Source organism: Streptomyces sp. Q2 (assembly GCF_056820935.1).
In genome coordinates this window covers 35,222-56,059 of record NZ_JBXEJE010000017.1, presented here as the reverse complement: position 1 = coordinate 56,059, position 20,838 = coordinate 35,222, and the positions used below count along the sequence as shown (strand labels likewise).

At 71.9% G+C, this 20,838-nt stretch carries 21 protein-coding genes and 1 pseudogene; 14 read left to right on the top strand and 8 right to left on the bottom strand.

What is annotated here, in order from left to right; genetic code table 11:
* The first annotated feature begins 6 nt into the window (after positions 1-6).
* From ACWBNA_RS19870 to ACWBNA_RS19855, 4 genes and pseudogenes are all read left to right on the top strand, one after another.
* Complete coding sequence (locus ACWBNA_RS19870) at positions 7-138, top strand: hypothetical protein (protein WP_482705762.1); 132 nt, start codon at positions 7-9, stop codon at positions 136-138.
* Positions 135-1,313, top strand: coding sequence for a bifunctional class I SAM-dependent methyltransferase/NUDIX hydrolase (locus tag ACWBNA_RS19865; protein WP_482705761.1), 1,179 nt, complete (start codon positions 135-137; stop codon positions 1,311-1,313). Before ACWBNA_RS19870 ends, ACWBNA_RS19865 begins: the two co-directional genes overlap by 4 nt.
* A gap of 44 nt (positions 1,314-1,357) precedes the next feature.
* Positions 1,358-1,741 (top strand): DUF779 domain-containing protein, encoded by a 384-nt coding sequence (locus ACWBNA_RS19860; protein WP_482705760.1) that lies wholly within the window; start codon positions 1,358-1,360, stop codon positions 1,739-1,741.
* 75 nt (positions 1,742-1,816) lie between these two features.
* A pseudogene (locus tag ACWBNA_RS19855) lies at positions 1,817-3,054 on the top strand (phosphodiester glycosidase family protein).
* A gap of 25 nt (positions 3,055-3,079) precedes the next feature.
* Here ACWBNA_RS19855 and ACWBNA_RS19850 read toward each other — a convergent pair.
* The 6 genes from ACWBNA_RS19850 to ACWBNA_RS19825 all read right to left on the bottom strand — a co-directional run bounded on the left by ACWBNA_RS19850 (position 3,080) and on the right by ACWBNA_RS19825 (position 8,466).
* Positions 3,080-3,274 (bottom strand): hypothetical protein, encoded by a 195-nt coding sequence (locus ACWBNA_RS19850; protein WP_217242001.1) that lies wholly within the window; start codon positions 3,272-3,274, stop codon positions 3,080-3,082.
* A 109-nt stretch (positions 3,275-3,383) separates the two neighbouring features.
* A complete protein-coding gene (locus ACWBNA_RS19845) occupies positions 3,384-4,241 on the bottom strand; it encodes a phosphatidylinositol-specific phospholipase C/glycerophosphodiester phosphodiesterase family protein (RefSeq protein WP_482705759.1) in 858 nt (285 codons plus the stop codon).
* A 183-nt stretch (positions 4,242-4,424) separates the two neighbouring features.
* The gene (locus ACWBNA_RS19840) at positions 4,425-5,507 is read right to left on the bottom strand and encodes an acyl-CoA dehydrogenase family protein (RefSeq protein WP_482705758.1); all 1,083 of its coding nucleotides are present in this window, start codon (positions 5,505-5,507) and stop codon (positions 4,425-4,427) included.
* Complete coding sequence (locus ACWBNA_RS19835; RefSeq protein ID WP_482705757.1) at positions 5,504-6,685, bottom strand: acyl-CoA dehydrogenase family protein; 1,182 nt, start codon at positions 6,683-6,685, stop codon at positions 5,504-5,506. The genes ACWBNA_RS19840 and ACWBNA_RS19835 overlap by 4 nt, the downstream gene beginning before the upstream one ends.
* Positions 6,682-7,659: an NADPH:quinone oxidoreductase family protein gene (locus ACWBNA_RS19830; RefSeq protein WP_482705756.1), complete on the bottom strand. Its 978-nt coding sequence runs from the start codon at positions 7,657-7,659 to the stop codon at positions 6,682-6,684. The genes ACWBNA_RS19835 and ACWBNA_RS19830 overlap by 4 nt, the downstream gene beginning before the upstream one ends.
* A 225-nt stretch (positions 7,660-7,884) precedes the next feature.
* Positions 7,885-8,466 (bottom strand): helix-turn-helix domain-containing protein, encoded by a 582-nt coding sequence (locus tag ACWBNA_RS19825; RefSeq protein ID WP_482705755.1) that lies wholly within the window; start codon positions 8,464-8,466, stop codon positions 7,885-7,887.
* A gap of 89 nt (positions 8,467-8,555) precedes the next feature.
* Between ACWBNA_RS19825 and ACWBNA_RS19820 the strand changes: the two genes are divergently transcribed.
* The 6 genes from ACWBNA_RS19820 to ACWBNA_RS19795 all read left to right on the top strand — a co-directional run bounded on the left by ACWBNA_RS19820 (position 8,556) and on the right by ACWBNA_RS19795 (position 14,640).
* Positions 8,556-9,509 (top strand): NAD(P)/FAD-dependent oxidoreductase, encoded by a 954-nt coding sequence (locus tag ACWBNA_RS19820; RefSeq protein WP_482705871.1) that lies wholly within the window; start codon positions 8,556-8,558, stop codon positions 9,507-9,509.
* Positions 9,510-9,538: 29 nt separating this feature from the next.
* Positions 9,539-11,077, top strand: a complete 1,539-nt coding sequence (locus tag ACWBNA_RS19815; protein ID WP_482705754.1) for an ATP-dependent DNA ligase — start codon at positions 9,539-9,541, stop codon at positions 11,075-11,077.
* The gene (locus ACWBNA_RS19810) at positions 11,074-11,538 is read left to right on the top strand and encodes an NUDIX hydrolase (RefSeq protein ID WP_482705753.1); all 465 of its coding nucleotides are present in this window, start codon (positions 11,074-11,076) and stop codon (positions 11,536-11,538) included. The genes ACWBNA_RS19815 and ACWBNA_RS19810 overlap by 4 nt, the downstream gene beginning before the upstream one ends.
* 78 nt (positions 11,539-11,616) lie before the next feature.
* On the top strand, positions 11,617-13,002 hold the full coding sequence (locus ACWBNA_RS19805; RefSeq protein WP_482705752.1) for an NADP-dependent succinic semialdehyde dehydrogenase: 1,386 nt from the start codon (positions 11,617-11,619) through the stop codon (positions 13,000-13,002).
* A gap of 25 nt (positions 13,003-13,027) precedes the next feature.
* Positions 13,028-13,264, top strand: a complete 237-nt coding sequence (locus tag ACWBNA_RS19800; RefSeq protein WP_053751099.1) for a DUF6213 family protein — start codon at positions 13,028-13,030, stop codon at positions 13,262-13,264.
* A gap of 161 nt (positions 13,265-13,425) precedes the next feature.
* A complete protein-coding gene (locus ACWBNA_RS19795) occupies positions 13,426-14,640 on the top strand; it encodes a cytochrome P450 (protein WP_482705751.1) in 1,215 nt (404 codons plus the stop codon).
* A gap of 104 nt (positions 14,641-14,744) precedes the next feature.
* On the opposite strand, the gene ACWBNA_RS19790 is transcribed toward ACWBNA_RS19795, so the two are convergent.
* Positions 14,745-15,971, bottom strand: a complete 1,227-nt coding sequence (locus tag ACWBNA_RS19790) for an acyl-CoA dehydrogenase family protein (protein ID WP_482705750.1) — start codon at positions 15,969-15,971, stop codon at positions 14,745-14,747.
* 172 nt (positions 15,972-16,143) lie between these two features.
* On the opposite strand from ACWBNA_RS19790, the gene ACWBNA_RS19785 reads away from it, so the two are divergent.
* Positions 16,144-16,788, top strand: coding sequence for a TetR/AcrR family transcriptional regulator (locus tag ACWBNA_RS19785; protein WP_482705749.1), 645 nt, complete (start codon positions 16,144-16,146; stop codon positions 16,786-16,788).
* 69 nt (positions 16,789-16,857) lie between these two features.
* On the opposite strand, the gene def is transcribed toward ACWBNA_RS19785, so the two are convergent.
* On the bottom strand, positions 16,858-17,397 hold the full coding sequence (gene def / locus ACWBNA_RS19780; RefSeq protein ID WP_482705748.1) for a peptide deformylase: 540 nt from the start codon (positions 17,395-17,397) through the stop codon (positions 16,858-16,860).
* 146 nt (positions 17,398-17,543) lie between these two features.
* On the opposite strand from def, the gene ACWBNA_RS19775 reads away from it, so the two are divergent.
* The 3 genes from ACWBNA_RS19775 (at position 17,544) to ACWBNA_RS19765 (ending at position 20,772) form a co-directional block, all read left to right on the top strand.
* Positions 17,544-18,782, top strand: a complete 1,239-nt coding sequence (locus ACWBNA_RS19775) for a MurT ligase domain-containing protein (RefSeq protein ID WP_482705747.1) — start codon at positions 17,544-17,546, stop codon at positions 18,780-18,782.
* Positions 18,783-18,805: 23 nt separating this feature from the next.
* Positions 18,806-19,534: a type 1 glutamine amidotransferase gene (locus ACWBNA_RS19770; RefSeq protein ID WP_482705746.1), complete on the top strand. Its 729-nt coding sequence runs from the start codon at positions 18,806-18,808 to the stop codon at positions 19,532-19,534.
* Positions 19,535-19,746: 212 nt separating this feature from the next.
* Positions 19,747-20,772 carry a 6-phosphofructokinase gene (locus ACWBNA_RS19765; protein ID WP_482705745.1) on the top strand — a complete coding sequence of 342 codons (1,026 nt, stop codon included), beginning with the start codon at positions 19,747-19,749 and terminating at the stop codon, positions 20,770-20,772.
* The last annotated feature ends 66 nt before the right edge of the window (positions 20,773-20,838 follow it).

Genomic DNA, 20,838 nt, shown 5'->3' with positions numbered 1-20,838 from the left:
CGCTCCATGACCGGACCGCAGCAGACCGGGACCGGGACCGCGCCCGGTCCCGGGGAGCGGGTGCCGGGCCCCTGCTGCGGGGCCCGGCGAGAAGGGCTGGGGAACGTACGCGTCCTCACCGCCACGGCCGCCGCGTGACCGGCCCGCACCCCCTCGGCCCCGAGAGTGCCGAGTCGGTCAACGCCGAGGCGTGGCACGCGTACGGATCCCATCACCTGCGGCGGGGCACCGTGTTGCCGGAGGTGGAGCGGATCGACTGGGGCTTTCGGGGTGCCGGTCCGGGGGACGAGATCCTCGGGGAGCTGTCGGGCCGCCGCGTCCTCGACCTCGGCTGCGGCCCCGCCCGGCACGCCGCGCATCTCGTCCGCGCCCATGGCGCCCGCGTGGACGCGGTCGACTCCTCGCCGAGTCAGTGCGAACGGGCCCGCGCCCGCTACGGTTCGCTGTCCGGCCTGCGACTCGTCGAGGCCGACGCCGTCGAGCACCTGCGTGCGGCCGAGCCGTACGACGTCATCTACTCCGTCAACGCCGTGCCATACATCGATCCCCGTCGGTTGCTGCCCGCCCTGGCCGGCGCGCTCAGGCCCGGCGGGACGCTGTGTTTCACCGTGCTGCACACCAACTCGCACGGCGACGGTCCCTCGTCCGTCGTCACGTCCCGGCCCGAGATCCTGCCGCTCGCCGGCGGCGGCGAGACGACCGTACGGATGTGGGTCCTCACCCCGGAGCTCTGGTCCGGCCTGCTCGCCGAGCACGGTCTGCGGGTCGAGCGGGTCGACGTCCTCGACTCGCCGGACGAGGGCAACCACGCCTCCTACCGGGTCTTCCGGGCGACCCGCCCCGTCCGCGTCTCCTCCCGCCCCCGCACTTCCCGCCCGCCGGTCCCCCACGCGGCGATCGGTGTCGGCGCCATCCTGTACGGCCCTCGCGGGCTGCTGCTGGGCCGGCACCGCAGGGGCACCTGGGAGCTGCCCGGCGGCACGGTGGAACCCGGCGAGTCGTTCCCGGAGACGGTCGTGCGGGAGCTTCGTGAGGAGACCGGGATCGACGCCCGCCCGGCCGACGTACGGCTCCTCGGCACGCTCCTGGACCACGTCGACGGTGTCGTACGGCTCACCGTGGCCACCCGGGTGACGGCCTGGCACGGAGAGGCGGGCGACCAGCCCGGTGAACGCGTCGGCGACTGGCGTTGGTTCCCCCTGGACCGGCTGCCGGAGAACCTGTTCGTGTGCAGCGCCCAGGGCCTCACCGCCTGGCGCCCGGACCTGCCGATCGACCACACGCCGGCGCACTTCACGCCGTACGGCGGCTGACCCGCAACCCCCTCGCAACCTTCCCCGTGCTGCACTCGGTGACCATGCCCGAAGAATCCGCACCTCCCGTCCACGACGAGGCCCCCCGCGTCCAGCTCACCCCCGCCGCGGCCGACCTGCTGCGCCGGCTGCGCGAGACGCACGGTCCGCTGATGTTCCATCAGTCCGGCGGCTGCTGCGACGGCAGCGCCCCCATGTGCTACCCGGCCGGCGAGTTCCGCACCGGCGGCTCGGACATACTGCTCGCGGAGCTGGACGTGGCCGGGGTCGAGGAGCCGGTGACGTTCTGGATGTCGCGGAGCCAGTACGAGGTGTGGAGCCACACCCGGCTGATCGTGGACGTCGTCGAGGGCCGGGGCAGCGGGTTCTCGCTGGAGGCCCCCGAGGGGGTGCGTTTCCTCACCCGTTCGCGGGTCGTCGGCGCCTAGCCACCCCGACGGCCCTCGCCGTCTGGTGCACTTCCCCTGAGTTCTGGAACAGTTGACGAGACCTCAGGGGGAACTGTGACGCATCGTCAAGGGCGGTTCGGCGCGGGCAGATCGGCACTGACGTTACTCACGGCACTCGGCACGCTGGCCGGTGCGGCCCTGGTGGGGGCGGCACCGGCCGACGCCGGGCAGACGCGCACCCGGATCGCGGCGGGCGTCGGGTACGAGCAGTTCGACATCCCGGCGGCCAAGGGGCCCGCGCACGCCCATGTGCTGACCGTCGACCTGCGCAACCCGCGCGTCCGCGTGGACCTGCTGTACCCGGGGGCGGTGGCCGGGCGGCCCCCGTCTCCGGACTGGCCGACGCGACGGGCGCGGTGGCGGGCGTCAACGGCGACTTCTTCAACATCACCGAGACCCAGCACCCGGGCGTCGAGGCCACCGGCGCGAGCGTGGGACCGGCGATCGCCAGGGGCCACACCCTCAAGGCGGCGGTGCCGGACGGCCAGCGGTTCGGTCCGGCGCTGCCGCCCGGAACGAGCACCGAGGACGTGATCGGCGTCGGCATCGACCGTCGGGCCCGGATCGGCGCGCTGGCCCTCGACGGCTCGGTCGGCACGCCGGAGGGACGGCTGCCGCTCGGCGGGCTGAACCAGTACGCGCTGCCGGTCGGGTCCGTCGGGGCGTTCACCGCGGACTGGGGCAGCGCCTCCCGGCTCCGGGCGACCTGCGGCACGGACACGGACCGTGCCGCCCCGTGCAGCACGGACACCTACGAGGTGACGGTCCGCGGCGGCCGGGTCGTGTCGACCGCGGGCCGCCCCGGCAGCGGGCCCGTCGCCGTGGGCAGCACGGTGCTCGTCGGACGCGAGGCGGGCGCGCAGCACCTGCGGAAGCTGTCCGTGGGCGAGGCGGTGACGGTACGGCACCGGCTGGTGGCGTCCTCGTCGCGGATTCCGTTCCGCTTCGCGCTCGGCGGCTACCCACTCCTCCGGTACGGCCGGCCGCTGCCGGGCCTCGACGACACCACCTCGGCGGTCCGCACGGCCGTGGGTGTCGCGGACGGCGGGCGGCGCCTGCTGCTGCTCGCGCTGGACGGGGCGCCCGAGTACCGGTCCGGACTGACGATCTCCGAAGTGGCGTACGTCCTGCGGGAGTTGGGTGCGGTACACGGCTTCAGCCTGGACGGCGGCGGCTCGACGACCCTGGTCACCCGCAAGCCGGGCGCCACCGCCGTCGCCGTACGGAACAACCCCTCCGGCGGTCAGGAACGCCCCGTCCCGAACGGCATCGGGATCTTCTCCAAACCCTAGGCCAGAGGCTGAAGGCCTCAAGGTCTCAAGGTCTCAGGCTGCTGACGATGCCCGCCGTCGCCGTGAGGCCGCTGCTGATCGTGGGGGCGATGCTCGTACTGGCCAGAGAGAAGCCGAGCAGCAGGCACACCAGCGCGTGCGAGACCTTCAGTCCGCCGTTGCGCAGGAAGATCACCGCCAGGATCAGCAGCAGCATCACCACAGAGATGGAAATCGCCATCGTCAACCTCCTCCACCACGCCCGGTTAGCGGCTTTCGGCCGCAAGTGTGGCGTAGTGGAGGCTTCGTCGGGGCAGCTGACCTGTCCGCCGAACGTGTGATGTCCGTGTCTACCGGCGGGCGTCCAGGAAGGCTTCCAGTCCGGCGAGGTCGTCGGTGTTGAGGCAGTCGACGTCGGCGGCGAGCAGTTCGGCCCACAGGGCGTCCCGGGCGGGGCCGGCCACGTCCGGGGTGGCCCAGAACCGGACCTTCTGCCCGCGTGCGTGCGCCGTGCGCACGATGGTCCGCAGCTTGTGCCGTTCGGCGTCCGGGAAGGCGCCCACTCCCAGCCAGGTGAAGTGGAGCGTCCAGTTGTCGCTGATCAGCGGGACGAAGGAGGCGGGCGCCGTGGTGCCGAGGTCGGCGAGCCGGCCGTCGTAGAAGGCGCGCCGGACGGTCTGCGCCTCCATGGGCGTCCGGGCGGCGCGGTCCCCGGAGATCACGGCGGTGACCGGGCCGGGCAGGACGCGGCCGTGGACGTACGTCGTGAACAGGTGCCGGTAGCGCCTGAGATGCCGGTCGAGTTCGAGGTACGTCGAGGAACCCTCGGTCTTGATGTCGATGAGCAGTCGCAGCGGCTTGCGGTAACCCCGGTACACGGATCCGTGGTTGGCCCTGACGCGGGCGGCGAGGGGGTCGAGGTAGAGGGATTCGAGGGTGCGGGCCGGGTCGAGGTCGACCGGGTCGTGGGCGACGAGGAGTTGGTCGCCGACGAGGTGGATGTCGGCCTCGACGCTGCCGAAGCGGTGGTCGAGGGCGTCGAGGAGGGGGCGCGGGTGCTCGTAGTCGTTGTGGGCGTGGGCGCGCCACAACGGCCGGGGGCGGTGCCTCTGTTCGCCGGCCAGCGCACTGGCGGCGGGCAGGGCGACCGTGCCCGCGAGGGCGGCGCCGAGGGTGGTGAGGGCTCTGCGGCGGGTGGTGAGGGCCATGCTCTGCCTCCCTGGTAGGCCTTACGGGACCGCAGAGAGTATGCGTTCCGGAAGGGCCCAAGGAGCAGAGCCTGGAGAGGAGTTGGCCGGACTGCCGCTGTCCGTTCACTTCGGCCGGGCGGGGCACACGGAAAAGCCCGCCCCAGGTGGGGCGGGCTTCTCGTCGGCTTCGGCCGGTGGACGTCAGGGAGCCTGGAGGCCGACGAGTTCGGCCACCGCCTCCCGGTGCGCGCCGGCCGTCCCGTACGCGATCGAGTCGGCCTTCGACCGCTTCAGGTACAGGTGGGCCGGGTGTTCCCAGGTCATGCCGATGCCGCCGTGGAGCTGGACGGCTTCCTCGGCCGCGTGCACGGCGACGGAGCCCGCGTACGCCTGGGCGACGGCGACCGCCACGTCGGTGTCCTCGCCGGTCGCGAGGGCGTCCGCCGCGTTGCGGGCGGCGGCACGCAGGTTGACGACTTCCAGCCACAGCTGGGCGAGCCGGTGCTTGAGCGCCTGGAACCCGCCGACCGGCCGGTTGAACTGCTTGCGCTCCTTGAGATACCGGACCGTCTCCGTCAACGACCAGTCGGCGAGCCCGAGTTGCTCGGAGGCGAGCAGCCCGGCTCCGGCCCGCAGCGCCCGCCGTACGGCCGGCTCGGCGTCCCCGATCCGACGGGCGGAGGCCCCGTCGAGGGTGATGGTCGCGAGCGGCCGGGTCAGGTCCAGCGAGACCTGCGGGGTGATCGTCACGGCGTCCGCGTCGACCGCGTACAGCCCGCCGTCCTCGGCGGGCACCAGCAGCACGTCGGCCGCGGCCGCGTCCGCGATGCCGGTGAGCCTGCCGTGCAGGGTTGCGTCTTCCAGCCGTACGGCCTTGTAGGCGGCGCCCGGAGCGACGTTCAGGGCGACGGCGAGGGCGCCGATCCGCCGGCCGGACGCCAGGTCGGCGAGCAGGTCACCCGCTGCACAGGCCAGCAGCGCCTCGGTGGCGACGACGGCACTGGTCAGGTAGGGCACGGGGGCGACGGCCCGCCCCAACTCCTCCAGCACGACGGCGACTTCGCGATGGCTCGCGCCCTGTCCGCCCTGCGCCTCGGGCACCAGGAGCCCGGCGAGGCCCATGCCGTCGGCGAGCGCCTTCCACAGCGAGCGGTCGTGCGGCGTGTCCGTCTCGGTGCGGGCGATCACGCCCGCCGCGTCGCAGTGGTCGGTGAGCAGGTCGCGGACGGCGGAGCGGAGTGCCTCTTCCTCCTCCGAGTACAGCAGATCGGGCTGTGCGCTCATCGGGCCAGGTCCTTCCAGGCGACGTCCTTGTCGCTGCGCGGCTCACTGGGCAGGCCCAGGACACGCTCGGCGACGATGTTCAGCAGGACCTCGTCGGTCCCGCCCTCGATGCTGTTGCCTTTGGAGCGGAGGTAGCGGTAGCCGGCGTCGCGGCCGGTGAAGTCCACGAGCTCCGGTCGCCGCATGGTCCAGTCCTCGTACAACAGGCCCTCCTCGCCGAGGAGTTCGACCTCCAGGCCGCTGATCTCCTGGTTGAGGCGGGCGAACGCGAGTTTCATGCCGGAGCCCTCGGGACCGGGCTGGCCGACGACCATCTGCTGGCGCAGCCGCTCTCCGGTGAGGCGGGCCACCTCGGCGTCGACCCACAGCTTGAGCAGCCGCTGGTGGAGGTCGTGGGTGCGCAGTTCGGGGCGCTCGCGCCAGGTCTTGGCGACCGGGCCGATCATGCCGCCCTCGCGGGGCAGCCGCATGCCGCCGATGGACACGCGCTCGTTCATCAGCGTGGTCTGCGCGACCCGCCAGCCGTCGCCGACCTCGCCGAGACGGCGGGAGTCGGGGATGCGGACGTCGGTGAGGAACACCTCGTTGAACTCGGCCTCGCCGGTGATCTGGCGCAGCGGCCGTACCTCGACACCCGGGTCGGTCATGTCGCAGATGAAGTACGTGATGCCCCGGTGCTTGGGCACGTCCGGGTCGGTGCGGGCGATGAGGATGGCCCACCGGGCGAGGTGGGCGCTGGACGTCCACACCTTCTGCCCGTTGACCACCCAGTCGTCGCCTTCCCGCACGGCCCGGGTCCCGAGCGCCGCGAGGTCGGATCCGGCGCCGGGCTCACTGAACAGCTGGCACCAGACCTCCTCCCCCACCCACAGGGGCCGCAGGTACCGCTGCTTCTGCTCCTCGGTGCCAAAGCCGAGGATGGTCGGCGCGGCCATCCCGAGGCCGATGCCGATGCGCCGCGGATCGTTGTCGGGGGCGCCCGCGGCCTCCAGTTCGGTGTCCACGACGGCCTGGAGGGAACGGGCGGCGCCGAGTCCGCCGAGGCCCTGCGGGTAGTGCACCCACGCCAGCCCCGCGTCGAAGCGGGCCTTCAGGAAGTCGGTCCGGCCGGTGGTCGCGGGCGGGTACGCGTCCAGCAACTGTGCGGTACGGCGCCTGAGTTCGGCTGCGTCGGTCATGCCGCGCCTCCTTCGGTGAGGCCGGGGACGACGACGACCCGGCCGGTGGTGACGCCGTCGGCGACCCGCTGGACCGCGGCCGCGGCCCCGCCCAGCGGCACGCGCTCGCTCACCAGCGGCTTGATCGCGCCCCGGGCGGCCAACTCGGTGAGCTGTTCGTGGCAGTGCTGGACCAGCTTGGGGTTCTTGGTGTTGTACAGGCCCCAGTGCAGGCCGAGGACCGAGTAGTTCTTCACCAGCGCGTGGTTGAGCGAGGGGCTGGGGATCGTCCCGCTCGCGAAGCCGACGACGACGATCCGGCCCTCGAAGGCGACGACCTTGGTCGACTGGGTGTAGGCCTCACCGCCGACGGGGTCGTAGATCACGTCGGCCCCCCGGCCGCCGGTCGCCTCCTTCACGGCGGCGATGACGTCCTCGCCGCGCCGGTCGATCACCACGTCCGCGCCCAGCTCCCGGGCGACGGCGGCCTTTTCGGCGCCTCCCACGACACCGATCACGGTCGCGCCGGCCGCCTTCCCGAGCTGCACGGCCGCGCTGCCGACCCCTCCGGCGGCAGCGTGGACGAGCAGCGTCTCGCCGGCTTCCAGCCGGGCCCGCCGGTGCAGACCGAACCAGCCCGTCTGGTAGCCGATGTGCAGGGCCGCGGCCTCGGCGTCGTCCAGCGAGTCGGGGGCGGCCAGCAGAGCGGCGGCGTCCGCGACGGCGTACTCGGCGAAACCGCCGTACGGCAGCGCGGGGTTGGCGATGACCCGCCGCCCGTCCTCGGTCTCGCCGCAGATCTCCACACCCGGGGAGAACGGCAGCGGCGGCCTGACCTGGTAGTGGCCCCGGACCATGAGCGCGTCCGGGAAGTTGATGTTCGCGGCGCGCACCTTCAGCAGGACCTGGCCGTCACCGGGCGTGGGTCGCGCCACGTCCGAAAGGCGCATCACCTCGCCCGGCTCGCCGTTCTCGTGCACTTGCCATGCCTGCATGCGGGGCCTCCACGGGACTCACGGGACTGTGTCTGTTTTGTTCGCCTCGGGAGCGCCTCAGCCGGTGTCGGGAGACCGACCGTGCTCAGCCCCTCGGGCCTCCGCGCGCTCGGTCTCCCGACCCCGGCGCGCCCCTTCGGCTCACGTGTCGTCTGACCGGGGTCCCCCGCATACTAAGCGGTCGCTTGCCGATCAGGGAACAGTCAGATGCGTCACGAAGGCGCGTCACGACCGCTTGGGCCGCGCCCGCACGTGCATCCGCTCGCCCTGCGGCCCGAACAGGCTGAGGAACTCGACCGGCCCCTCCCCCGTCGACCCGAACCAGTGCGGCACGCGGGTGTCGAACTCGACGGCCTCCCCCGTGGTCAGCACGATGTCGTGATCGCCCAGCACCATCCGCAGCCGCCCCGACATCACGTACAGCCACTCGTAGCCCTCATGGGTCCGCGGCTCGGGCTCGTTCTCCTGCTGCGGTACCAGCACCTTGAAGGCCTGCAGGCCGCCGGGCTGGCGGGTCAGCGGCCAGTACGTGCGTCCGTGCCGCCTGATCGGCTCGGCCCGCACCCGGGGATCGCGCACCGCGGGTGCTCCCACCAGCTCGTCCAGGGCCACCTCGTGCGCCCGCGCGATCGGCAGCAGCAGCTCCAGGCTGGGCTTGCGCAGCCCCGACTCCAGCCGGGAGAGCGTGCTCACCGAGATGCCGGTCGCCTCGGACAGCCCGGCCAGCGTGGCACCCCGTTCCTTGCGGATCCGCCGCAGCCGGGGCCCGACCTCCGCGAGAACCTCGTCCATGTCGTCGTCACTCATGAGGCCATTGCAGTTTCGGCAAACACGTTTGTCAATGCGGCAGCGTTCGCGCGACTGTCTCAGTGGAGGTGGTCACCGTGACCGAGAACATGACCGAGAACAACATCGACACGTACGAGGTGGTCGTCGTCGGCGGCGGCGCGGCCGGGCTGTCCGCCGCGCTGGTCCTGGGCCGGGCCCGGCGCCACACGCTGGTCGTCGACGCGGACGAGCCGCGCAACGCTCCCGCCGCGCACATGCAGGGCTATCTGTCCCGGGACGGGATGTCCCCGGCGGACTTCCTGGCGGTCGGCCGGGAGGAGATCGCGCGGTACGGCGTCGAGCTCGTCCGGGACCGGGTGGTGGACGTCAGGAAGGGCTTCGCCGTGGACCTGGCCGGCGGGCGCACGGTGCGCGCCCGGCGCCTCGTGATCGCGACCGGCCTGAGGGACGAGCTGCCCGAGGTCGCGGGCCTCGCAGGGCGCTTCGGACGGGACGTGCTGCACTGCCCGTACTGCCACGGCTGGGAGGTTCGCGACCAGGCGTTCGGCGTGCTCGCCACCAACCCGATGAGCGTGCACCAGGCGTTGATCGTGTCGCAGTGGTCGAAGGACGTGACCTTCTTCCTGCACAAGGTCGCCGAGGAGGAACTGTCGGACGACGACCTGCGCAGACTCGCCGCGGCCGGGGTCAAGGTGGTCCCCGGCGAGGTCTCCGCGCTGGTCACGGAGGACGACCGGCTCACCGGCATCCGCCTCACTGACGGCACGACCCACGACCGCCAGGTGCTGTTCGTGGCGCCCCGGGCCGTCCCGCAGACCGATCTGCTCCGACGCCTCGGCGCCGAGCTCCGCGAGACCCCCTTCGGTGCGTACCCCGTGGTCGACGAGACGGGTCTGACGACCGTGCCCGGTGTGTGGGCCGCGGGCAACGCGATGGGCTTCGCGGAGCAGGTCGTGAACGCGGCGGCCGGCGGCTACCGGGCGGGCGCCACGATCAACGGCGAGCTGCTGATGACAGACCTGGACGCGGCCGTCGCGGCCGTCGCGGCCGTCCGGGTGTAGAGCGCCCGTCGGCGGTGCACCATGGCTGCATGCTGCTGACCCGGCTGGCCCAGGTGTCCCAGGAGGTCGCCGCGACCTCGGCGCGCTCCCGGAAGATCGCGCTTCTCGCCGAGCTCTTCCGGGACGCCGAGGCGGCGGACGTGCCCATCGTCATCCCGTATCTGGCGGGCCGCCTGCCGCAGGGCCGGCTCGGCGTCGGCTGGAAGGTGCTGAGCCGCCCGGTCGCCCCGGCCGCCGAGCCGGCCCTGACCGTGCGCGAGGTGGACGCGCTGCTCAGCGCGCTCGGCAAGGTCTCGGGCGCCGGCTCGCAGGCCGAGCGGGCCCGGCTGGTCGGCGAACTGATGGGCGCGGCCACGGCGGACGAGCAGCGGTTCCTGCTCGGGCTGATCAGCGGAGAGGTGCGGCAGGGCGCGCTGGACGCGGTCGCGATCGAGGGCCTCGCCCAGGCGACCGGGGCACCGTCGGCGGACGTCCGGCGGGCCGTGATGCTGGCGGGCTCGCTCCAGACGGTGGCCGAAGCCCTGCTCGCGGACGGTCCCGCCGCCCTGGACCGCTTCCGGCTGACCGTCGGCCGCCCGGTCCTGCCGATGCTGGCGCACAGCGCCTCCTCGGTCGCCGAGGCGGTCGAGAAGCTGGGTTCCTGCGCGGTCGAGGAGAAGCTCGACGGCATCCGCGTCCAGATCCACCGCGACGGCGACGCCGTACGGCTGTACACCCGCACCCTGGACGACATCACCGGCCGGCTGCCCGAACTGACCGCGGCCGCCCTGGAGTTGCGGGGTGAGCGCTTCATCCTGGACGGCGAGGTCATCGCCTTCGACGCGGACGGCCGCCCCCGCTCCTTCCAGGAGACCGCCGGCCGGGTCGGCTCCCGCGTGGACGTGACGACGGCGGCCCGGTCCGTCCCCGTCTCGCCCGTCTTCTTCGACGCCCTGTCCGTCGACGACCGCGACCTGCTGGACCTGCCGTTCGCCGAACGGCACACGGAACTGGCCCGGCTGGTGCCCGAGCCGATGCGGGTGCGCCGGACGCTGGTGTCCGGGCCGCAGGACGTGCGGGCGGCCGAGGGGTTCCTCGCCGAGACCCTGGCGCGCGGTCACGAGGGCGTTGTCGTGAAGTCCCTCGACGCGCCCTACAGCGCGGGCCGGCGCGGCGCGTCCTGGCTGAAGGTCAAGCCCGTCCACACCCTGGACCTGGTCGTCCTGGCCGCCGAGTGGGGCCATGGCCGCCGCACCGGCAAGCTCTCCAACCTCCACCTCGGCGCCCGCACCGCGGACGGCTCCTTCGCGATGCTCGGCAAGACCTTCAAGGGCATGACCGACGCGATGCTGACCTGGCAGACCGAGCGGCTCCAGGAGCTGGCCGTCGACACCGACGGTTACGTGGTGACCGTACGCCCCGAACTGGTCGTCGAGATCGCCTACGACGGCCTGCAGAAGTCCACCCGCTACCCGGCCGGCGTCACCCTCCGCTTCGCCCGCGTGATCCGCTACCGCGAGGACAAGCGCCCGGCGGAGGCGGACACCGTGGACATGCTGCTGGCGGCCCACCCGGAGGTCGCACCGTGACCGGGAAGCGCAGCGCGGGCCTGCTGCTGTTCCGCCACACCGACCACGGCCCTCAGGTGTTGCTCGGCCACATGGGCGGCCCCTTCTTCGCGCGGCGCGACGCGGGAGCCTGGACCGTGCCGAAGGGCGAGTACGACGCCGACGAGCCCTCCTGGGAAGCGGCCCGCCGCGAGTTCCAGGAGGAGCTGGGGCTGCCGCCGCCGGACGGCGAGGCCGTACCGCTCGGCGAGGTCCGGCAGAGCGGCGGCAAGGTCGTCACGGTGTGGGCGATCGAGGCGGACCTCGATCCGGCGGCCGTCACCCCCGGCACCTTCCGGATGGAGTGGCCCCCGAGGTCCGGGCAGACCCGGGAGTTCCCGGAGCTGGACCGCGTGGAGTGGTTCGACCTGGAGCGCGCGCGGGCCGTGATCGTCACGGCGCAGACCGCGTTTCTCGACCGCCTGGCGGAGCACTCGGCCTGAGCGGAGGCCTACGCGTTGCGGTCCCCACCGCCGCGCGGGAAGGTCGGAAACAGGAGTTCGTCCCCAGGAAGGTCAGCCATGCCCATCGCAACGGTCAACCCGGCGAACGGCGAGACACTCAAGACGTACGAGGCCATGGGCGAGGAGGAGATCGAGCGCCGGCTCCAGCTCGCGCAGGCCACGTTCCGCACGTACCGGACGACATCCTTCGCCGAGCGCGCCCGCCTCCTGCACCGGGCAGCGGACCTCCTCGAAGAGGACCAGCAGGACATCGCCCGGGTCATGACCACCGAGATGGGCAAGCCGGTCAAGCAGGCCCGCGCCGAGGCCGGGAAGTGTGCGAAAGCGATGCGCTGGTACGCCGACCACGCGCCGGAACTGCTCGCCGACGAGGAGCCCGCCGCCTCCGACGTCAAGGACTCCGGTGCCTCCCGTGCCCTGGTCCGCTACCGGCCGATGGGCCCGGTCCTGGCGGTGATGCCCTGGAACTTCCCGCTGTGGCAGGTGGTCCGGTTCGCGGCACCCGCCCTGATGGCCGGCAACGTGGGCCTGCTCAAGCACGCCTCGAACGTGCCGCAGACCGCCCTGTACCTGGAGGATCTGTTCCACCGGGCGGGCTTCCCCGAGGGCTGCTTCCAGACCCTCCTCGTCGGCTCCGCCGCGGTCGACGAGATCCTGCGCGACGAACGGATCAGGGCGGCCACCCTCACGGGCAGCGAGCCCGCGGGCCGGGCGGTCGCGTCCACCGCCGGGGACATGGTCAAGAAGACGGTGCTGGAGCTGGGCGGCAGCGACCCGTACGTCGTGATGCCGTCCGCGGACATCGACCGCGCCGCTCGGGTCGCGGTGACCGCGCGGGTGCAGAACAACGGGCAGTCGTGCATCGCCGCGAAGCGGTTCATCGTGCACACGGACGTCTACGACGCCTTCGCCGAGCGGTTCGTCGAGGGCATGAAGGCGCTGAAGGTGGGCGACCCGCTGCAGGACGACACGGAGGTCGGACCGCTCGCGAGCGCACAGGGTCGGACCGATCTGGAGGAGCTCGTCGACGACGCCCGGCGCGGTGGCGCGAACGTGCTCTGCGGCGGTGAGCGGCCCGACGGGACCGGCTGGTACTACCCGCCGACCGTCCTGGCCGGTATCACCCGCGAGATGCGCATCCATCGCGAGGAGGCGTTCGGGCCGGTCGCCACGCTGTACCGGGCCGCCGACCTGGACGAGGCCGTGCTGATCGCCAACGACTCGCCGTTCGGGCTCAGTTCCAACGTCTGGACGCGGGACGACACCGAGGTCGACCGTTTCGTACGGGATCTGGAGGCGGGCGGCGTGTATGTGAACGGGATGACGGCCTCCCATCCGGCGTTCCCGTTCGGCGGGGTCAAGCGGTCCGGATACGGGCGTGAGCTGTCCGGGCACGGAATCCGGGAGTTCTGCAACATCACGACCGTATGGCACGGAGCGTGAGGCTTCCGCAGCTACGATCCCCTTTGTGAACCGCGAAGTGACTCTGCCTCTGATCGTCGACGACCGCGGGACCTTGCAGGTGGCTGCCGCCGACGTCAGCAAGTTGTTGCGGACGGTGGGCGGCCGGTGGCTGCATCTCGTCGAAGCCGGGGAGGACGGGCTCGACGAGGACACGGTGGCGGCGTTGACCATCGAGCTGGCCAAGCTGGCCGACCGGATCGACGTGGCGTGCATCGCGCACAGCAGCGGGCAGACCGGATAGCGATCGCCTCCCGCGGCGTCTCGAATCCCCGGCGCCTCAAGTCCCCGGCGTCTCAGGTCCCCGATACGGAGCAGTTCCGCGCGAGATCGTCGCCCCCTCGGGGGATCGTGGACAGGAGACCGCACTGGGCCGCTGGCAGCGCCCCGACGAGAGGGCGTGAGATGACCGAAGAGACGATCACCGAGATCCTGCCCCCCATCCGGCACTGGCCCGCGCTCGACCTGCCCGGCGTGGACTTCGATCCCGTTCTGACCGAGCTGATGCGCGAGGGCCCGATCACCCGCATCCAGCTGCCCGACGGCGAGGGCTGGGCCTGGCTGGTCACCCGCTACGAGGACGTACGCATGGTGGCCGACGACCCCCGGTTCAGCCGCGAGGCCGTCGTGGACCGGCCGGTCACCCGACTCGCCCCGCACTTCGTCCCGGCCCATGGCGCGGTGGGCTTCCTGGACCCGCCCGACCACACCCGGCTGCGTCGCTCGGTCGCCCCCGCGTTCACCGCGAACGGCGTGGAGCGCCTGCGTGAGAAGTCCCGCCGGATGCTGGACGAGCTGGTCGACGAGCTGCTCCAGGACGGCCCGCCGACCGACCTCTCGGCGAGCGTGCTCACCCCCTTCCCCACCGCCGTGACCTGCGAGTTGATGGGTGTCCCGGCGACCGACCGGCACGGCATGCACACCTGGACCCGGCTGATCCTGGCCTCCTCGCACGGCGCCCAGGCCGGCGAGAGGGCGAAGACCGAGATGGGCGCCTATTTCTCGGACCTCATCGCCCTGCGGGAAGGCAGCCTGGGCGAGGACGTCACCTCGCTGCTGGGCGCCGCCGTGGGCCGTGGCGAGGTGACGCTGGAGGAGGCCGTGGGACTCGCGGTGCTGCTCCAGACCGGCGGCGAGACGGTCACCGACAACAGCGGCCAGATGTTCTACATCCTGCTGACCCGCCCGGACCTGGCCGACAGGCTGCGCCGCGAGCCGGAGATCCGCCCGCAGGCCATCGACGAGCTGCTGCGCTACATCCCGCACCGCAACGCCGTCGGGCTGTCCCGGATCGCCCTGGAGGACGTGGGGATCCGGGGCGTGCGGATCCGGGCGGGCGACGCGATCTACGTGTCGTACCTTTCCGCGAACCGGGATCCGGACGTCTTCCCCTACCCGGAGACGATCGACTTCTCCCGCAGCCCGAATCCCCACGTGTCCTTCGGCTTCGGCCCGCACTCCTGCCCCGGCGCCATGCTCGCCCGGCTGGAGTCCGAGCTGCTGGTCGACGCGCTGCTGGACCGCGTGCCGGGGCTGAAGCTGGCCGTACCGCCGAACGAAGTGCCCTTCAAGAAGGGCACGTTGATCCGAGGCCCCGAGGCGCTTCCCGTCACGTGGTGAGCGGCCTCAGGGGCGCGCGGCTGCATCAATCCGCGGCTCCGCCGCGTGGGCGTGACCAGCCACAGTCGGCCGCGAGACCGCTACGGACCCACGCCTCTGCGGCGCTACCGGATCGGCATCCCCGACAAGGTCCGGGCGATCACCAACCGCTGGATCTCACTCGTCCCCTCGAAGATGGTGTAGATCGCGGCGTCCCGGTGCATCCGCTCCACCGGGTACTCCCGTGTGTAGCCGTTCCCGCCCAGGATCTGCACCGCCTGAGCCGTCACCGTCTTCGCCGTCTCGCTCGCGAACAGCTTCGACATCGACCCCTCGGCCGCCGTGAACTGCTTGCCGTTGACCGCCATCCAGGACGCCCGCCAGACCAGCAGCCGCGCCGCGTCGATGGACGTGCGCATGTCGGCGAGCTGGAACGCCACGCCCTGGTTGTCGATGATCGGGCGGCCGAACTGCTCACGCGTCTTGGCGTAGTCGAGTGCCACCTCGTACGCGGCGCGGGCGGTCCCGACGGCCATCGCGCCAACGGCCGGACGTGAGGCCTCGAACGTGGCCATCGCCGCGTTCTTCACGCGCTCCCCGCCCGCCTTGGCCCGCTCACGGGCGCGGGCCAGCCGCTCGTCCAGCTTCTGCTTGCCACCGAGGAGGCAGGAGCCGGGCACCCGGACGTCCTCCAGGACGACCTCGGCGGTGTGCGAGGCACGGATGCCGTGCTTCTTGAACTTCTGGCCCTGGGACAGGCCGGGGGTGGCCGGCGGGACGATGAAGGAGGCGTGTCCCTTGGAGCCGAGCTCCGCGTCGACGACGGCGACGACCACGTGGACGTTGGCGATACCGCCGTTGGTCGCCCAGGTCTTGGTGCCGTTGAGCACCCACTCGTCCTTGGCCTGGTCGTACACCGCACGGGTGCGCATCGAGGCGACGTCGGAGCCGGCGTCGGGCTCGGAGGAGCAGAACGCGGCGACCTTGACATCGTTGGCGTCGCCGTACATCTGGGGGATCCAGGTACCGATCTGCTCCTCGGTGCCGTTGGCGAGGACGCCGACGGCGGCGAGACCGGTGCCGACGATGGAGAGGGCGATGCCCGCGTCGCCCCAGAACAGTTCCTCCATGGCCATCGGTATGCCGAGGCCGGTGGGGTCGAAGTACTGCTGGGCGTAGAAGTCGAGGGAGTAGATGCCGACCTTGGCGGCCTCCTGGATGACCGGCCAGGGAGTCTCTTCACGCTCGTCCCATTCGGCGGCCGCGGGGCGGATGACGTCGGCGGCGAAGCCGTGCAGCCAGTCCCGCACCTCCTTCTGTTCGTCGTTGAGCTCCATGGTGAACTCGGCCATGTCCCCTCCAGCGGCGTTGCACGTGCGTGTTACTTACGGTAACCCGAGTCTGTTACCCACGGGTAGGAAAAGTCAACTCCCGACGACCGCTCGGCAGCCCGTTCGATGCCCCAGGCATGCTGGGTGTTAGTTTGCGCAGGCGTTACCTAATCAGCACGGGTGGGGAGAGCTCATGGACACCACGCAGCGGACCGATCAGCAACGATCCGCCGACCGCCGCCGGCGTGAGCTGCTGGAGGCCGCGGACAGAGTGGTGCTGCGCGACGGCCCGCAGGCCTCTATGAACGCCATCGCCGCGGAGGCAGGCATCACGAAGCCGATCCTTTATCGCCACTTCGGCGACAAGGGGGGACTTTACGCGGCCTTGGCCAAGCGGCACACGGACGCACTGCTCGATTCGCTCCGCGCGGCCGTGGACGCTCCGGCGGACCGGCGGGAGCGGGTGGAGGCGACGCTGGACACGTATCTGGCGGCGATCGAGGCGCGGCCCCAGGTGTACCGCTTCCTGATGCATCCGGCCGAGGGCGGTCAGGTCGGCGACACGGGGTTCGACGTCAACAAGCACAGTGCGCCGCTGCTCCGCAGGATGGGCGAGGAGTTGGCGCAGGTCATCGAGGAGCGCGTGGATCTGGGGCCGGGCAGTCAGCAGCTGGCCCGGGTCTGGGGGCACGGGATCGTCGGGATGATGCACGCGGCGGGCGACTGGTGGCTGGTGGAACGGCCCTGCTCGCGGGCCGAGTTGGTGCGGAGTCTGGCCGACCTGTTGTGGGGGCGGCTCGCCGCGGCGGGAGACAAGGTGGGCGGTCCGGGGTTCTGACGGTCGTGTGTCGTGTGCGGGCCGCTGGGGGCTCGTCGCGCAGTTCCCCGCGCCCCTGGGGGAATACACTCACCGGCGCCAAGAGGCTCGGGACGCCTGTCGCATCAGGCGTCTGTGTCGCCAGCCGCTCAGCCTGTCCGCGTAGACGCGGCCCTCCAGGTGGTCGTACTCGTGCTGCAGGCATCTCGCGAAGAAACCCGTGCCGTGGACCGTGAGCGGCTCGCCCGCCGCCGTGTACCCCTCGATCACCGCGTGGTCGTGGCGTTCCGTTCCCGCCTCCAGGCCCGGAAGGGACAGGCAGCCCTCCGGGCCGCGCAGGACGACGCCGTCCCGCTCGACGAGCGTGGGATTCACCACGTGGCCAAGGTGGCGCACCTCCTCGTCGTCCGGGCAGTCGTATACGAACACCCGCAGCGGCACGCCGACCTGGTTCGCGGCCAGGCCCACGCCCCGCGCGGCGTACATGGTCGCGAACAAGTCCTCGACAAGTGCCGCGAGTTCAGGACCGAAGTCAGTGACTTCCTCGCAGGGGGCGTGCAGAACGTCGTCGCCGAGCAGCGTGAGGGGCCGGACGCGCCCGTGGGCGCCCGGGATCGGGCCGTGTCGCATGGCGGCAAGGGTACGGTCCTCCCAGTCACGCGAATGTCGCGCGGGTGCCGCGATTCGGGAGTGCGAATGGATCTCGATAGGCTGAGGCCCACACCACGTTGCCGAAGGCAGGGGCGCGGCGCGTACGCAAGGAGGATCGAGAACTGATGGCAGGCAACTCGGACCCGCTCTCGCCGCGGGCCAAGATCGCCGTGACCGCGGGCAAGGCGGTCGCGGCGGCATCGCGCGCCGCGGGGCGCGGCAGCGGCTCGGTGATCGGCGGCCGGGTGGCACTCAAACTCGACCCCGACCTCCTCGCCCGGCTCGCCCAGAACCTGGACGTCGTCCTGGTGTCGGCGACCAACGGCAAGACCACGACCACGCGGTTGATCGCCGAGGCACTGCGTGCCGCGGGTCCGGTCGTCTCCAACGCGCTCGGCGCCAACATGCCGGCCGGCATCACCTCCGCGCTGGCGGGCAGGTCGGAGGCCCGGTACGGCGTCATCGAGGTCGACGAGAAGTACCTCGCCGGGGTCGCCCGGGACACCGACCCCAAGTGCATCGCCCTGCTCAACCTCTCCCGCGACCAGCTCGACCGCGCCGCCGAGACCCGGATGCTCGCCGAGAACTGGCGGGAGGGGCTGGCCGGTTCCAAGGCCGTCATCGTGGCCAACGCGGACGACCCGCTGATCGTGTGGGCCGCGTCCTCCTCCCCCAACGTGGTGTGGGTCGCCGCCGGGCAGATGTGGAAGGACGACGCCTGGTCCTGCCCGTCCTGCGGTGGCGTGATGCAGCGCCCGGGCGACGACTGGTTCTGCGGCGAGTGCGGCTTCCGCCGGCCGACGCCGAGCTGGGCGCTGTCCGGTGATCACGTTCTGGACCCGCACGGCTCCGCCTGGCCGATCCACCTCCAGCTGCCGGGCCGCGCCAACAAGGCGAACGCCGCCTCCTCGGCCGCCGTCGCCGCCGTCTTCGGCGTACCGCCGCAGGTCGCTCTGGAGCGCATGTACCAGGTGCAGGCGGTGGCCGGCCGCTACGACGTCGTGCAGTTCATGGAGCGCGACCTCAGACTGCTGCTCGCGAAGAACCCCGCCGGCTGGCTCGAAACGTTCAGCCTGATCGATCCGCCGCCGACCCCGGTGATCCTCTCGGTGAACGCGCGCGGCGCCGACGGCACCGACACCTCCTGGCTGTGGGACGTCGACTACACGCGGCTGACCGGCCACCCGATCTGCGTGGTCGGCGACCGCAAGCTGGACCTCGCGGTCCGCCTGGAGGTGGCCAACCAGCAGTTCCAGGTGTGCGAGAACCTCGACCATGCGGTGCAGCTGTCCCCGCCCGGTCGTATCGAGGTCATCGCCAACTACACCGCCTTCCAGGACCTGCGCCGCCGCGTCGGCAACTGAGCTACGGACTTCAGGGGACTTTTGTGAGCGACAACCAGCTGCGGATCGTCTGGATCTATCCCGACCTGCTCAGCACGTACGGCGACCAGGGCAACGTCCTCGTCGTGGAACGCCGGGCCCGGCAGCGCGGCCTCGACGTGGCCCGTCTCGACGTGCGCAGCGACCAGCCGATCCCGACCTCCGGCGACATCTACCTGATCGGCGGCGGCGAGGACCGGCCGCAGCGGCTCGCGGCCGAGCGGCTGCGCCGGGACGGCGGTCTGCACCGGGCCGTCGGGAACGGCGCGATCGTCTTCTCGGTGTGTGCCGGCTACCAGATCCTCGGCCACGAGTTCATCAACGACCTCGGCCAGCGCGAGCCCGGCCTCGGCCTGCTCGACGTGGTCTCCACGCGGGGCGAGGGCGACCGGTGCGTCGGCGACGTGCTCGCCGACATCGACCCGCGCCTCGGCATGCCCCCGCTGACCGGCTTCGAGAACCACCAGGGCGTCACCCACCTCGGGCCCACCGCCCGCCCGTTCGCCAAGGTCCGCCTCGGCAACGGCAACGGCACGGGGGACGGCACGGAGGGGGCGTACAACGACACGGTCTTCGGGACGTACATGCACGGGCCCGTGCTCGCGCGGAACCCGCTGATCGCCGACCTGCTGCTGAAGCTGGCGCTCGACGTCAACGCGCTGCCGCCGACCGACGACCGGTGGTACGAGGCGCTCCGCAACGAGCGCATCGCGGCCGCGCAGCAGCCGGCTTGACCTGCCCGGCCGTGTGACCGCTTGACCTGCGCGTACACCTTCTCTTAAGCCTGCCTTCAGCAGCCCGTCTGACCATGGGTCCGCACAGGTGAGCGGGGTCGTCCAGCAGGCGGACGCACGGTACGGCCCCGCCCCCTCCTCCCGTTAGGGTGGCGGGGATCGAGCCGGACAACGTGGTCCGGATCCAGCCCACGTCGAGAAGGTTTCGGGCTATGCGCATTGGTGTCCTCACGTCCGGCGGCGACTGCCCCGGCCTGAACGCCGTCATCCGGTCCGTCGTGCACCGTGCCGTCGCCGACCACGGCGATGAGGTCATCGGTTTCCGGGACGGCTGGAAAGGCCTCCTGGAGTGCGACTACCTCAAGCTCGACCTCGACTCGGTGAGCGGCATCCTGGCGCGCGGCGGCACGATCCTCGGTTCCTCCCGGGTCCAGCCCTCCCACCTGCGGGACGGTGTGGAACGGGCCCGGGGCCACGTCGAGGAGCTCGGCCTCGACGCGATCATCCCCATCGGCGGCGAGGGCACGCTCAAGGCTGCCCGGCTGATGTCGGACAACGGTCTGCCCATCGTGGGCGTGCCGAAGACGATCGACAACGACATCGCCGTCACGGACGTCACGTTCGGTTTCGACACGGCCGTCGGTGTCGCGACGGAGGCGCTGGACCGGCTGAAGACCACCGCCGAGTCCCACCAGCGGGTGCTCGTCGTCGAGGTCATGGGCCGCCACACCGGGTGGATAGCGCTGCACTCCGGCATGGCGGCCGGCGCGCACGCCATCGTCGTACCGGAACGGCCCTTCGACATCGAGGAGTTGACCGCGAAGGTCGGCGAGCGGTTCGAGGCGGGCAAGCGGTTCGCGATCGTCGTCGCCGCGGAGGGGGCCAAGCCGCGGCCCGGCAGCATGAGCTTCGACGAGGGCGTCAAGGACGTCTACGGCCACGAACGGTTCGCCGGGATCGCGCGGCAGCTGTCGATCGAGCTGGAGCAGCGGCTGGGGAAGGAAGCCCGGCCGGTGATCCTCGGGCACGTGCAGCGGGGCGGGACACCCACCGCGTACGACCGGGTGCTGGCCACCCGGTTCGGGTGGCATGCGGTGGAGGCCGTGCACCGTGGTGAGTTCGGGAAGATGACGGCTCTGCGCGGGACCGACATCGTGATGGTGTCGCTGGCTGAGGCCGTTAAGACGCTGAAGACGGTTCCGGTGGAGCGGTACGACGAGGCCGAGTGCGTTCTCTGACGCGCGGGTGAGCGCACTGCCCCCGGTGACCGTGGTCGCCGGGGGCAGTTCTAGTCTGTCTGCGGA